Origin of the sequence: Mesorhizobium sp. WSM4906 (genome assembly GCF_029674625.1) — a bacterium.
Lineage (GTDB): Bacteria > Pseudomonadota > Alphaproteobacteria > Rhizobiales > Rhizobiaceae > Mesorhizobium.
Genome location: NZ_CP121355.1, coordinates 5,147,802 through 5,159,953, shown reverse-complemented (window position 1 = coordinate 5,159,953; position 12,152 = coordinate 5,147,802). Strand labels below are relative to the sequence as shown.

Sequence of the window (12,152 nt, the reverse complement as noted above, 5' to 3'; positions counted from 1 at the left end):
CGGAAGGATCGCGCAAAGGCACCTGCAGGTCGGGCCTCACCCAAAGCCCCCGCCGACGTGGGTGATAACCATATATCACCCCAGCAGCCCGACAGGCCGCATCAATTAACGTTAGCAGTCGCTAAACGGTCGTCGGGTGTGGCAAATCTGCATCGATTGATATGATACTCTGCGGCAATGCCATGCCGCCGGCCGCGGCGTCAACGCCTGCAATTCACGAACCATGCCGTAAACTCCGGATGAGAGGCGACGGAGACCACGACGCGGGAGCGGCCCGGCGCTCTGGCGGGGTAGGCCAGCATGCGCCGGGCCTAACCGGCGGGGGCTCGGAAGAAAAACACGGCGCCGGCTGATGAGAAATATACGCTCCTGCTAAGATATCGATATGCATCCAAAAGGACGAAGCCGGGCAAGCTCGGCCATGGTCCGTCCGCCAGAAAAAGTGCCGCCACCGCGGCCATGCCGCCTGCCAGCGCCAAGCAAGCTGTGCCGGCTTTCGCCTCGACTGCCGCCCGAATTCGACGTGCCGCGCTTATGCCGGCTTGGCGTATTGTTCTGCGCTGAGCACCTCGATGCACTGGAACGGCTGATTGCCTTCCACCCAGGCGTCATGGCCGGGCGGAATGGTGTAGGACGTGCCGGCCTCGAAGGTCTTTTGCGTGCCGTCGGTCATGCGCACGGTGATCGTCCCGGACACGACATAGCCGACATGCGAGACCTGGCAGCTTTCGGTCTTGACCACCGGCTTCACGCATTCGGACCATTTCCAGCCCGGCTGCATGTTCATTCGCCCGAGCGTGAAGCCCGGCAGCCGCACGATTTCGACGCGCGTCTTGGCGGGCGAGCGGACCTCGTCGGGATTGTTGTGCGACTTGGATTCGAGTTTGGTGACGTTCATTGCAGCTTCGGCCATGGCATCCTCCCATTTCCAAGGATTGCAAGCGCAGCCTGGACGCGATCGTCGGCGACCGCTGCCGGATTCATACGCCTTTCGATGAGCGATTGCTAATGTAATTGCGGGCGGGCCGGTTGCAGCCCGGAAAAAAAGAGCCCGCGCCTTCCGACGCGGGCAGGTGCTGGAGTAGCCTCCCAATCAACGTGTTCTCCTGGCAACTGGTTGCGCATCGGGGCTACGGTCCCATGGTGCCGGTCGGACTGAAGTCGCACCTCGCAACGCAGAGGACCGAACGGCCGGATTTCTGGAAACAAGTGCGCGGGCAATTCATTGCCTCACAGGCCGTCGAACAAAGTCCCTTCATCGGCGGCTGAGAGTGGAGTGCCCGCCATTTCCTGCGATGTGGCGGGCAGTTCCCTCCAGGAGGTGCCCATGCAACTCGGCGAGATGATCGCGAACCTATTCGCCGCGCTGTTGCTGGCGGCACTGATCACCGGCATCTTCCTGCTTTTCGGCAGGCCGCTATGGCCCGCCCGTGAGGCGCAGATGGTCGCACTGCTTCCGGTCGATCCGACGACCACCGGATCGGTGCGCGGCGTCTGCTTCGAGCCATGCCTGCCGCCCCGCTTCGATCTCAAGCTTGCACCACAAAGGCCGCCGTCGGATTCGTGAGCGGGGGACACTCAAGGCGGAACCTCGCCGCCCGCCCCGCCGTTGATTCCCGCGAAGGGATGCTGTGGGCGGAGGCCGCCATGGATAGCTTCGAACTCATCGATCTCCTCTGCGTCGTCGACGCCTGCGCGAGCGATCGCGCGGCCGGACGCCTCATCTCGATGTCGAAAGCCGTCGAGGAACTGCGCGTGCTGACCGGCGACTTCGTCTCGTCCGACGAAGCCGCCGCGAATGCCTTGAGCCAGGTCGCGCTGGAGCGCGGCTGCACGGTGCTGTTCGACGAACAGCCGGGCGCGGATATCGTGCCGGAGCCTTGAAATCGCCGATCGCCGGCAGCGGTTCGCTTCACCGCACCGGCTTGGTCGCTGCTGCGTAAGTTCGATGCGCCTTGCGTCGCATGCGCGGATGGACCGTTGCCGGCTCCTATGCGCCTAAGGGAGCACGACCCTGAGAAGTACTTCTACCTCCTTCGGTTGTCTTGCTTTCCGCTCTCGCTCCTGCCCTTCATCGGCCAGTTCCGCGCTGCACGTTGACGCTAAAAAATGGAGGACCTTGCATGGTCCGTTTGGCGGCGGGGGAACGTTACCTCGAAGAGTCATATGACCTGGCTATGGCACGGCATGCCCCCGGTCGGAGCGTCGGCACAGACCACTCCAACCCTCATGGGAATAGTTGAGCCATGGACTACCCCAAGCTCTATCATTTGGACGGCCTCGTGCGGGCTGTCGGTTGGACAACGACGTTCTCGCTGCTGCTCCGTCGCGCCCTGGGGATCGGGCGGGCAATAAGAGTTCGCTGTCGGGGCCACGAACTGCTTCTGCGGCCGACCGACAGCGACTTGTTTGTTGTCTCCCAGGTGTTTGGGCATTGCGAATACGAAATTGGAAAACTGGGCCGCGACGCGCTTACCCGCCTTGCTGCTCAATGGAGGAAGGAGGGGCTCGTACCCATGATCGTCGACGCGGGCGCCAACGTCGGCTACTCATCGATTTTCCTTCGAGACGGCTATCCCGATGCCATCGTGATAGCTGTCGAACCGGACCGTCAGACCTTTGAAGCGTTGCAATTGAACTGTGCCGATCTGGACCGGATCGCACCGGTTCACGGCGCGCTTTGGAGCCATGACGGTGAGGTTGCACTCGTCAACAGCGAGGCTCCTTCCTGGGCGCGGGCCGTATCGGATGGACAAGGCGTTCGGTCGATCACCCTCAAGAGGCTTCTTGCCGAATTTCCCAGGGCGAAATTGTTGATGTTGAAAATGGACATCGAAGGCGCCGAACTGGAGGCAACGCGAGACGGCAATATCCTGAAGGGTGCGCCTTGCGTCATCGTCGAACCGCACGACTTCATGTTCCCCGGCAGAGGTTGCCTCACCCATGTGTATTCATGGTTGACGATGAGCGGAAGGAGAATCGACAGCCTGGTGAACGGCGAAAACCTGATATTCCTGGACTCTGAAATGCTTGCCGCTGAAGCCAATCGAGGAGCGGGATTGGCCGGCGCTACTTCACCAGTGTGATCATCCTGCCGGCATACATTTCGCGGTTGCCGAGCTCGGCCGCGCAGTCCGACTTCACTGCCGAGTTCCCCGTTATATCGACGGTTTTCCCGACCAGCCGCAGGCAGCTGCCTTGCGAGCTCATGTCCGAATTGCCGGCATAGGTGATGGCCGCGTCGGGGGCGTAGATGAAGCCGCTCACCACCGAGCCGGATCCGCCGTTGAGCGTCAGCGCCTGCGTGTTGCCGTGGTCCTGGAAGATGGTGATGCCGGCATAGGGGCCGCTGGTGGTCGGCGAGAGGTTCACCGTCTCGTTGGCGTTGATATAGAGCTGCGAGTTCTCCATCAGGAAGATCGTCACGCCCAGGCCCGTCAGGCTGCCGTTGCCGCCGGGTTTTATGGTGACGTTGCGCAGGACGTAGATGCCCGGATTGAGCGTGATCTTGCCCGACCATGTCTTGTCGCAATAGGTGCCTTGCGAGAGCGTGACCGTCTTGCCGTTGGGCATCGGCTGGCAGAGCCCGTAGGCGGGCGGGGTGACGTTGGCCAGCGGATCGAAGGACGCGTACTGGCTTTCCTGCGGCGTGCCGCAGGAAAGCGTGGCGTTGGGTGGCGTCAAGCCCGAGGTCGCGCCGACCGTCGAGACGCATCCGGCGCTGACGATCGCCGAGCCGCCCCGGCTGACGGCGTCGGCTGCGTCCGAGTTGGCGGCGATCACGCAGCCCTTCATGGCGACATTGGTGGATCCCTGCAGGCTGACGGCGGAACTCACATGCGGATCGAGCGCCAGCACGCAGGCCTGCGCCCCGGGCTTGATCTTGACGGAGGCGGAGCGCGTCGCCTGCCAGGCCGGCGTGCCGCTGACGAAGGCCGGCCGGCTGATGGCGGACGACAGCGAAATATAGTAGGCGCTCGGATCGCCGCTCGCCGTCGCCTGGAAGGCGGCGACGCTGCCCGAATATTCCCCGGCGTCGGCGGCGCTCATATTGGCCGCGAACAACGTCTGGCCGAGCTGCCGCACATCGTTCGCCGACATGCCCGCCTGGTATTTCGTGCCGATCGCAAGGCCTGCCGCGTCCAGCGAGTTCTGCAGCTGCGCGGCATCGTCGCTGGTACCCACCAGGTCGACGGCGCCAGCCACGGCAAGCATCAGCGGCACCATGGCGATCGCGGTCGTCAGCGCGAAATTGCCACGCTTCGAAGCCCAGAACCGTCCAATCATCGGAGCCGCCCTCACCGGAGATGGGACAGAGATACGACGGCCGTCTCTACGAGCGATTTCCGAAAAAGTTAAAATGCAGAAAGTCCTAAAATTGGTGGGTTTTCCGATGCTTAGCCTTAGGTCCCATAAGGATTGGGCCTAAGGTCCTAGTGCTTGCACGCAAGGTGCAGAAAAATGCGTCCAGGGGTCTGACCGGCGCAAGTCGAGCAATAAAATTAGCCATTCGTTTATCGACAGGTGCTGAAGCTGACGGCTGGGATAGCTTGGGCGTGCTGGGCCATGGCCTCATTCAGTCGGATATTCAGACACTTCGCCTTTCGTCGCCTGCGAAGCGGCGAGGGCGGCAACGTCGCGACCATCTTCGCGCTTGCCCTGCCGGTCGTCGTCGGCGGGGCGGGGCTCGGCGTCGAGACCTCCTATTGGTACTATTCGAGCCTGAAGCTGCAGGCGACGGCCGACGCCGCTGCCTATGCCGGCGCGCTGGAAAAGATCGGCGGATCCGATACGGCAGCGATCACGGCGGCCGCGACACAGTCGGCCGCTGACAATGGGTTGGGCACCGGTACCATCACCGTCCACACGCCGCCGACCTCGGGGCCTCATACGGCCAACAAGGCGGTCGAGGTGATCCTCGACCAGAACCTGGACCGGGTGTTCACCTCCATTTTCAGCGAGAGCAAGGTGCCCGAGCAGGCGAGGGCGGTGGCGCTCATCACCGACGCCTCCAAGGCTTGCAACGTAGCGCTCAGTCAGTCGGCCCCGCAGGCGGTGCTCTATTCCGGCAGCACTACCGTCAAGCAGAACGGCTGCGTCACTATGGCCAATTCGATCGCCAGCGATGCGATCAAGGTCCAGGGCTCGGCGTCTCTTCAGACCGACTGCCTGATCTCGGCGGGCGGCGTCGTGCTGAACAATCCGGTGAGCATGGTCTGCAAGAGCCCGATCACCCAGGCCTTGCCTACGTCCGATCCGTTCTCCAGCCTGCCGGCGCCCGCCGCCTCGAACTCGTGCTCAAAAGTCAACGCGAACAAAACGTCGCAAATACTCACGCAGGGCACCTATTGCAACGGCATGAGCCTCAGCGGCAACGTCACCCTGCAGCCCGGCATCTATGTCGTCCAGGGCAGCCTGAAGATCAACGCGGGCGCGGTCGTCTCCGGCAGCGGGGTTACCATCTACATGACCGGCAGCAACACCGTCAGCATGAACGGCAACGCCACCGTGACGCTCAGCGCGCAGACCTCGGGCATCTATTCGGGGGTGCTGTTCTATGGTGACAGGAATGGCACCAGCGCAAAAAGCAACTTCAACGGCACCGCGGACTCCTTGCTGACCGGCGCGATCTACTTCCCCAGGCAGGAGGTCGACTATCTCGGCAATTTCTCCGGCAAGAACGGCTGCACGCAGGTCGTCGCCGACACCATCCAGTGGTCGGGCAGTTCGACCATCAACCAGGACTGCTCGAGCCTCGGGATGAAGGACATACCGGCGGCCCCGTCGATTGCGATCGTCGAGTAGCGGGATGGGGACGCTGGCAACCCGCTTCCGCAAGAACCGCTCCGGCGCTGCCGCGGTGGAATTCGCGCTGGTGCTGCCGGTGCTGTGCGCCGCGCTCTTCGGCGTCGCCGATGGCTGGTCCTATACCACCAGCTCGATGGCAATGCGGGCGGGCGTGAAGACGGCGGCGAACCTGCTCCTGGCCGGCGCGAGCGACGATACTGCCGTCCAGGCGGCTGCTCTTGCGAGCTGGGAAAAGAAGCCGGACGACGCGGCGGTCGCGGTGACCCGCACCTACAAGTGCGGAACGACCGTGGTGACGTCGACGACCATCTGCGCAGGGCCGAAGGTGCCCTCGGTCTTCGTCCAGATCGCGGCGTCGGGCACCTGGGTCCCGCCTTTCACTTTCGGCCCCTTCCCAAAGAATACCGCACTCGATCACCAGCAGGTGATCCGTGTCCGCTAGACGGAGAGCGAAGGCGTTTGCCGGCAATGCCTCCGGCGGAGCCGCGATCGAATTCGCGCTGATCGCGCCTTTCCTTATCATGCTCTTGTTCGGCATCTTCGCCTTCGGCTGGTCGATGAACAACGAGTCCAGCGTGCGCTACGCGCTGGAAGCCTCCGCCCGCTCGCTGCAACTCGACAAGACGCTGACCCAGGCTCAGATCCAGACGATCGCGACGCAGAAGCTGCAGGGGCTCGGCCTGCAGAACGTGACAGTCACGATCACCACCGACCCGCCAAGCGGCGGCTTCAAGATGGCGCATGTCAGCGCCAGCTACGCCTTCGTCATCAACTTCCCCTATTTCAGCGATTACCCGATCAATTACTCGACGACCGTCACCGTGCCGCTGGTCAACAGCTAAGGCGGGCTGGCCAGAATATATAAGTATATGCGAGTATATATATAAATATATGATGGTGTTCGTCCTGGATGCGATCGGCGTCCGGCCGTTGAAGCGCGCTGGCGGACCGTTTTACAGCGCCCTTGCGTGGCGTCCGAAATTGTGCCGCGTTGGTGCGGAAATCATATGCATAAACAAGGGCCTGGAGCCCTTCGACAGACGCAGGCCGGATGGCGTTGGGCCCATGGTCCGACGGGGCATGGGCCTTCATTGTTCCAGAGGGCGGAGCCATGCCGAGACCATTTATTTATTGAATGATTTCAGTAGGTTAATATAGGTGCGCGGCCAGTGCCGGGACGGTATGGCCGGCTTGCTCCCTTGCCGAAACGGTTTTTGCTTAAAAGTTACTCCAAGCCATTAGGGAATTCTCATATGAGGCGGCCTAGCGGTTGGGCAGTGGTGGCGATTCACCTTGCGGAGAAACACGATGACGATCCGAAAGACACTTCTGGCTTCACTTGCCGTCCTGGCACTCGCGACTGCTCCGGCGCTTGCCGGCGCCGGCGGCAACGGCGGCGGCAATGGCGGCGGCCACGGCAATAGCGGCGACCACGGCGGCGGCAATGGCAATGGTGGCGGCAACGGCGGCGGCAAGGGCAACAGCGGCGCCTCGCGTGGCAAGGCATCGGCGCCGGGTCAGCTGGCGAAGTCGCAGGACGATACGACCGACGACACCACGGACGACACGACCACCGCCGCGACGCCGAAGGAAAAGAACCTGCATGCCAAGCTCGGCCGGCTGAACTCCTTGCAGCGCAACATCAACGCCTACATGAACTCCAAGAGCAAGAAGTTCGCGGGCATCCAGGCCTATGTGACGCAGGCGGCTGCGGCCCAGAAGGCGCAGGCCGCCGTGACGGCGGCGGAGCAGGCCGTGGCCGACGCCCAGGCCGCGCTCGACGCGCTCAATGACCAGATGACCGCGCTGCAGCAGGCGAATCCGCCTGCAACGCAAGAAGAGATCGATGCCTTGCAGGCGCAGATCGATGACGCGACCACCGCGCTGAATGATGCCAACACCGCGCTCACCGATGCCCAGACCGCGGCGACCAATACACCCGCCCCCGACGACGCCTCGCTCGACGCCGCTCTCCAGGACATGGCCAACAAGCCGGTCGACGCCGAAGTCACCGACTGGGCCAAGGGCGTGCTGGCCGACAAGATCGACCAGGCAGCCGCGGCGACGCCGTAAGGCACGACAGCGGCGAATCTGCCAGAGGGTGGACTGCCATGCCGCCGGGCCTCGCCCGGCGGCATTTTGTTCGGGCGGTTCCTGAAAAAATCCTTGTGGGTGTTAGGGAGCAAGCCGCATGCGTCGCGATCCCTCGCGCCCCCCTCTGGCCTGCCGGCCATCTCCCCCACTTGGTCCCCTCCCCACTTGGGCTATGCTATGCACACATCTTCTGTGACTGGCGTGACTGATAAGGCCGAGGCTTGATTGCCACGTGGTTCCCCCAATCCGTCGCTGCTTCGCAGCGCCACCTTTCCCCCCTCCGGAGGGAAAGGAAGGGAGCCTTGCTGGACGACCGCTGACGGCAAAAAGCCTGGCCCCTTTCCTCTACCCCGTCGATCGGGGGAGAGGTGGCTCGGCGAAGCCGAGACGGAGTGGGGGTCGACCAGCGCTACAAGGCGCCGTTCACTCCTCCCCCCGATTTCAGCCGAATTTCAGCCGGGCATCACGACGGTCGGCCCAGCCTCGGGCAGGGTCGGCGAAAATGGAAGGATTGCATCATGGCGGACATGCAAGGCGATCGGCATTGGGACGAGAACCATTCCCGCAGCTTTCTCGACTATGGCCGCTACTTCGTTCCCGAGCGCGAGCGCCAGATCGACATCATCGCCGACCTGATCCCTGCCGCACCCGGCGGCCTGATGGTCGAGCTCTGCTGCGGCGAGGGGCTGCTCAGCCGCGCCTTGCTGGAGCGGTTTCCCGATTGCCGGGTGCTGGCGCTCGACGGTTCGGAGCGGATGCGCGAGCAGACGCAAAAAACCTGCAGCGACCATGGAAGCCGCCTGACCACGGCCGCCTTCGATCTGGCGGATCGCGATTGGCGGAGCTTTTCCGAGCCGCCGCAAGCGATCGTCTCTTCGCTCGCCATCCACCACCTCGACGGCCGACCGAAGCAGATGCTGTTTGCGGACGTCGCGGCGGCATTGCGCCCGGGCGGCGCCTTCGTGGTGGCCGACATCGTGCGTCCGCCGAGCGCCGCGGGCCTCGCCATCGCCGCACGGCAGTGGGACGAGGCGGTGCGCTCGCGCTCGCTCGCGATCGACGGCGACCTGGCGGCCTTCGCCGAGTTCAACCGCCTCGGCTGGAACTATTTCCGCAATCCCGACGGCGAGCCGATCGACAAACCGTCCTCGTTGGCCGAGCAGCTTGCCTGGCTGGCCGAAGCCGGGTTCACCGCAGTCGATTGCGCCTGGCTCTACGCCGGCCACGCGATCTTCAGCGGACGGAGGCCCGATGTCGCGGGACAGGCTTGATGGCTTCGAATGTGCTAGGGTGTTGATCGACAGCTCTCCGTCGCGCGGCCGAACTGGCTGGACGTCTCCCTGGGGGCGACATGACGACGTTCGAATTCTCCGGCCACAGGCTCGATCTGCACAAGGGCAGGCTGCAGAGGGGCGGGCACGACGTCGACCTGCGCGCCAAATCGCTCTCGCTGCTCATCTATCTGCTGGAGAACGCCGGCCGCGTCGTCGGCAAGGATGAGCTGGTCAATGCCGTCTGGCCCAACATCGCCGTCTCCGACGATTCCCTTACTCAGTGCATGAAGGATATCCGCAAGGCTCTCGGCCCGGACGCGGACGGTCTGATCCGCACCGTCCTGCGGCGCGGCTATGTGATCGACGAGGACCGGGTCCGTCGCATGGGGGATCGCGATGCGCCGGCCACGGAAGCGGGGCAGGGCGCCCGCGACGCGCCGTCGATCGCCGTGCTGCCCTTCGAGAATCTCAGCGGCGATCCGGCGCAGGACTATTTCGCTGACGGCATGGTCGACGAGATCATCACCGCGCTGTCGCGCATGCGTTGGCTGTTTGTCATCGCCCGCAATTCGAGCTTCGCCTACAAGGGGCAGGCCGATGGCTTGAAACGGGCCGGAGCCGAACTCGGCGTGCGCTACCTGCTGACCGGCAGCGTCCGCAAGGCCGGCGACCACGTCCGTCTCACGGGGCAGCTCATCGATCAGTCGTCCGGCAAGACGATCTGGGCCAACCGCTATGACGGAACCATGGCCGACGTGTTCGACCTGCAGGACCGGCTTGCGGAGAGCGTCGTCGGCGCTATCCAGCCTTCCATCCTGTCGGCCGAGATCGAGCGCTCGCGGCGCAAGCGGCCGGAAAGCTTGGCCGCCTACGACTACGTGCTGCGCGCCTTTCCGCTCACCTGGTCGCTCGAGCGGGCACAGAACGAGGAGGCAGGGACGCTGCTTGACCATGCGATCGCGATCGAGCCGGACTATCCGCTGGCGCTTTCGCTGCTCGCCTGGTGCCATCTGCAGCGCGCTGGCTACCGTTGGACCGAAACGCCGGCCGCTTCACGGGAGGAGGGGCTGCGCCTGGCGCAGAAGGGCGCGGCGCTCTCCGGCGACGACCCGATGGTGCTTGCCGTGCTCGGCGCGGCGCATTCCTTCGCCCGCGACTACGATGTCGCCGACATGCATCTGGCGCGGGCGCGCGCGCTCGATCCGAATTCCGCCTGGGCCTGGCTGCGCAGCGCCTGGCTGGACGTCTATCGCGAGCGGCCCGAGGCGGCGATAGAGAAGTTCGAGCATTTCGAACGGCTGAGCCCGCGCGACCCGATGGGCTACATGGCCGAGATCGGCATCGGCACGGCGCATTTCGTCGCCGCGCGCTATGACGAGGCGGTGGCGCTGATGCAGCGCGGCCTTAGCCGGCAGCCAGGCGCCTGGTGGGGACTGCGCCTGCTAGTCACGGCGCTGGTTCATGCCGGTCGCAAGGACGAGGCACGGCGCGTTTGCCGCAGGCTCATGGAAAACTACCCGGGGCTCACCATTGCCAGGGTCGGCGACGCCTCGCCCTTCGATGCGGGCACGAGCGAACGCATCGCCTCCGGCCTGCGCGAGGCCGGCCTGCCGGAGTGATCCAGCCGAACCGATTGATCCGGGGCCGGTCCCCCGCCTGCCGATTTCGCCGCAATTTCTCCGAAGCTTCACCGCAACCTCACGATCTCCGGCCGGGCGCCGACTACCCTCATCCTTGCTGTCGCTGTGACAGTTCGAGGATGGAGACAACACCATGACAACGACGGTTCCTTTCATCGGTCTCGCAGCCGAGCGCGCGTCGCATGCTTCTCCCTTGCGGCCTTTCCGGCTGCTGGCCGCCGTGACGTCGGCTCTGCTCTGGCTGCCGCGCTTCTGGAAGGCGCGGAACGACCTCGCAGCTCTTGCCGCCATGAGCGAATGCGAGCGCCGCGACATCGGCGTCACCGCTTTCGACATCGAAAACGCACTCGCGCTGCCCGTCGACCGCGACCCCACCGAGGCGCTTGCACGCTTCGTCGACGATCGTCGTCACCGTCGCGAATGCTGAGCGTGGCGCCGCTAGGTAGAACGCGAGCGCCGCACTCCTTCGCGCCGGCTCTGTCCGGCAAGACGGAGGGGGCGCTGTCCCGCCGACGCAGATGGTTCGCATTCGCGCATCCTTGCGTCCGCAATGTCCACGACGACCCACAATCCACACCAAACCTGCCTTCGCCCTCAATGCGTCGTGGCTAATATGTATTGCGGCGTGTAGACTTGGCGGGTGAGGGAGTCACAGGGCATTGGGAGGACAACAAATGCCGCGGGTTTCGGAACTTTTCTTCAAGACGGCCGTCGTGTTTCTCATCCTCGGCATCGCGGCCGGGCTGCAGATGGCGATCTCGGGCGATCACGGCGCCTTCCCGGCGCATGCCCACATCAACCTTCTCGGCTGGGTCACCAGCGCGATCTTCGGCGGCTATTACGCGCTCAATCCCGCGAAGGCGGAGCGCCGCGTCGCAATGATCCATTACGGCCTCTACACGGTCGGCCTCGTCATCATGCTGCCGGCGCTCTACTGGATGCTGGCGGGCGGCCATCCGCAGATCGAGCCGATCGTGGCGATCGGCTCGCTGATCGTTGCCGCCGCGGTGCTGGTCTTCGCCTTCGTGGTCTTCTCGTCGCCGGAAACGGTGCGTTCGGCCACGCCGGCCGCCGCGCGCTGACCGAGGCAGCAGCGAAACGCAGTCGAACGCCGCGCGGAAAGTCGGAAAGTTCGCACGGCGTTTCGATGTCCGTCCAACAGCGAGGCGGAACGCCATCACTTCGTCATCCTAGGGCGGAGCGACGCGAAGCGGAGCGCAGACCCTAGGATCCATGTCGTTACCTTTGAGCCGTGCAACGGTGCAGAATTTGATCGACCGCATTCCTCGGCCACCATCACGGCATGGTCAAGCCCGAGGATGACGATCGGAGGGTA

The 12,152-nt window shown here is 64.2% G+C and carries 13 protein-coding genes; 11 read left to right on the top strand and 2 right to left on the bottom strand.

The window, feature by feature from the left end; genetic code table 11:
- Positions 1-532: 532 nt before the first annotated feature.
- Positions 533-913 carry a cupin domain-containing protein gene (locus QAZ22_RS24910; protein WP_278203378.1) on the bottom strand — a complete coding sequence of 127 codons (381 nt, stop codon included), beginning with the start codon at positions 911-913 and terminating at the stop codon, positions 533-535.
- A gap of 414 nt (positions 914-1,327) precedes the next feature.
- On the opposite strand from QAZ22_RS24910, the gene QAZ22_RS24905 reads away from it, so the two are divergent.
- From QAZ22_RS24905 to QAZ22_RS24895, 3 genes are all read left to right on the top strand, one after another.
- Positions 1,328-1,567 carry a polymerase gene (locus tag QAZ22_RS24905; RefSeq protein ID WP_278203377.1) on the top strand — a complete coding sequence of 80 codons (240 nt, stop codon included), beginning with the start codon at positions 1,328-1,330 and terminating at the stop codon, positions 1,565-1,567.
- An 80-nt stretch (positions 1,568-1,647) separates the two neighbouring features.
- Positions 1,648-1,884 (top strand): hypothetical protein, encoded by a 237-nt coding sequence (locus QAZ22_RS24900; RefSeq protein WP_278203376.1) that lies wholly within the window; start codon positions 1,648-1,650, stop codon positions 1,882-1,884.
- 362 nt (positions 1,885-2,246) lie between these two features.
- Positions 2,247-3,086, top strand: coding sequence for an FkbM family methyltransferase (locus tag QAZ22_RS24895; RefSeq protein WP_278203375.1), 840 nt, complete (start codon positions 2,247-2,249; stop codon positions 3,084-3,086).
- Here QAZ22_RS24895 and QAZ22_RS24890 read toward each other — a convergent pair.
- Positions 3,070-4,287 (bottom strand): TadE/TadG family type IV pilus assembly protein, encoded by a 1,218-nt coding sequence (locus QAZ22_RS24890; RefSeq protein ID WP_278203374.1) that lies wholly within the window; start codon positions 4,285-4,287, stop codon positions 3,070-3,072. The genes QAZ22_RS24895 and QAZ22_RS24890 overlap by 17 nt on opposite strands.
- A 279-nt stretch (positions 4,288-4,566) precedes the next feature.
- Between QAZ22_RS24890 and QAZ22_RS24885 the strand changes: the two genes are divergently transcribed.
- The 8 genes from QAZ22_RS24885 (at position 4,567) to QAZ22_RS24850 (ending at position 11,898) form a co-directional block, all read left to right on the top strand.
- Positions 4,567-5,805 (top strand): pilus assembly protein TadG-related protein, encoded by a 1,239-nt coding sequence (locus tag QAZ22_RS24885; protein ID WP_278203373.1) that lies wholly within the window; start codon positions 4,567-4,569, stop codon positions 5,803-5,805.
- 4 nt (positions 5,806-5,809) lie between these two features.
- Complete coding sequence (locus QAZ22_RS24880) at positions 5,810-6,250, top strand: TadE/TadG family type IV pilus assembly protein (protein ID WP_278203372.1); 441 nt, start codon at positions 5,810-5,812, stop codon at positions 6,248-6,250.
- On the top strand, positions 6,240-6,650 hold the full coding sequence (locus tag QAZ22_RS24875) for a TadE/TadG family type IV pilus assembly protein (RefSeq protein WP_278203371.1): 411 nt from the start codon (positions 6,240-6,242) through the stop codon (positions 6,648-6,650). Before QAZ22_RS24880 ends, QAZ22_RS24875 begins: the two co-directional genes overlap by 11 nt.
- A gap of 466 nt (positions 6,651-7,116) precedes the next feature.
- Positions 7,117-7,881, top strand: a complete 765-nt coding sequence (locus QAZ22_RS24870; protein WP_278203370.1) for a hypothetical protein — start codon at positions 7,117-7,119, stop codon at positions 7,879-7,881.
- Between the two features lie 539 nt (positions 7,882-8,420).
- Positions 8,421-9,173 carry a class I SAM-dependent methyltransferase gene (locus tag QAZ22_RS24865; RefSeq protein ID WP_278203369.1) on the top strand — a complete coding sequence of 251 codons (753 nt, stop codon included), beginning with the start codon at positions 8,421-8,423 and terminating at the stop codon, positions 9,171-9,173.
- A gap of 80 nt (positions 9,174-9,253) precedes the next feature.
- Complete coding sequence (locus tag QAZ22_RS24860) at positions 9,254-10,795, top strand: winged helix-turn-helix domain-containing protein (protein ID WP_278203368.1); 1,542 nt, start codon at positions 9,254-9,256, stop codon at positions 10,793-10,795.
- Positions 10,796-10,949: 154 nt separating this feature from the next.
- Entirely contained in the window at positions 10,950-11,243 is a 294-nt protein-coding gene (locus QAZ22_RS24855; RefSeq protein WP_278203367.1) for a hypothetical protein, read from the top strand.
- A gap of 247 nt (positions 11,244-11,490) precedes the next feature.
- A complete protein-coding gene (locus QAZ22_RS24850) occupies positions 11,491-11,898 on the top strand; it encodes a hypothetical protein (protein ID WP_278203366.1) in 408 nt (135 codons plus the stop codon).
- Positions 11,899-12,152: the final 254 nt, after the last annotated feature.

Bases quoted from the DNA above. Each gene is read 5' to 3' on its own strand.
- QAZ22_RS24910 (WP_278203378.1), bottom strand. From the start codon at position 913: ATGGCCGAAGCTGCAATGAACGTCACCAAACTCGAATCCAAGTCGCAC.
- QAZ22_RS24905 (WP_278203377.1), top strand. From the start codon at position 1,328: ATGCAACTCGGCGAGATGATCGCGAACCTATTCGCCGCGCTGTTGCTG.
- QAZ22_RS24900 (WP_278203376.1), top strand. From the start codon at position 1,648: ATGGATAGCTTCGAACTCATCGATCTCCTCTGCGTCGTCGACGCCTGC.
- QAZ22_RS24895 (WP_278203375.1), top strand. From the start codon at position 2,247: ATGGACTACCCCAAGCTCTATCATTTGGACGGCCTCGTGCGGGCTGTC.
- QAZ22_RS24890 (WP_278203374.1), bottom strand. From the start codon at position 4,287: ATGATTGGACGGTTCTGGGCTTCGAAGCGTGGCAATTTCGCGCTGACG.
- QAZ22_RS24885 (WP_278203373.1), top strand. From the start codon at position 4,567: ATGGCCTCATTCAGTCGGATATTCAGACACTTCGCCTTTCGTCGCCTG.
- QAZ22_RS24880 (WP_278203372.1), top strand. From the start codon at position 5,810: ATGGGGACGCTGGCAACCCGCTTCCGCAAGAACCGCTCCGGCGCTGCC.
- QAZ22_RS24870 (WP_278203370.1), top strand. From the start codon at position 7,117: ATGACGATCCGAAAGACACTTCTGGCTTCACTTGCCGTCCTGGCACTC.
- QAZ22_RS24865 (WP_278203369.1), top strand. From the start codon at position 8,421: ATGGCGGACATGCAAGGCGATCGGCATTGGGACGAGAACCATTCCCGC.
- QAZ22_RS24860 (WP_278203368.1), top strand. From the start codon at position 9,254: ATGACGACGTTCGAATTCTCCGGCCACAGGCTCGATCTGCACAAGGGC.
- QAZ22_RS24855 (WP_278203367.1), top strand. From the start codon at position 10,950: ATGACAACGACGGTTCCTTTCATCGGTCTCGCAGCCGAGCGCGCGTCG.
- QAZ22_RS24850 (WP_278203366.1), top strand. From the start codon at position 11,491: ATGCCGCGGGTTTCGGAACTTTTCTTCAAGACGGCCGTCGTGTTTCTC.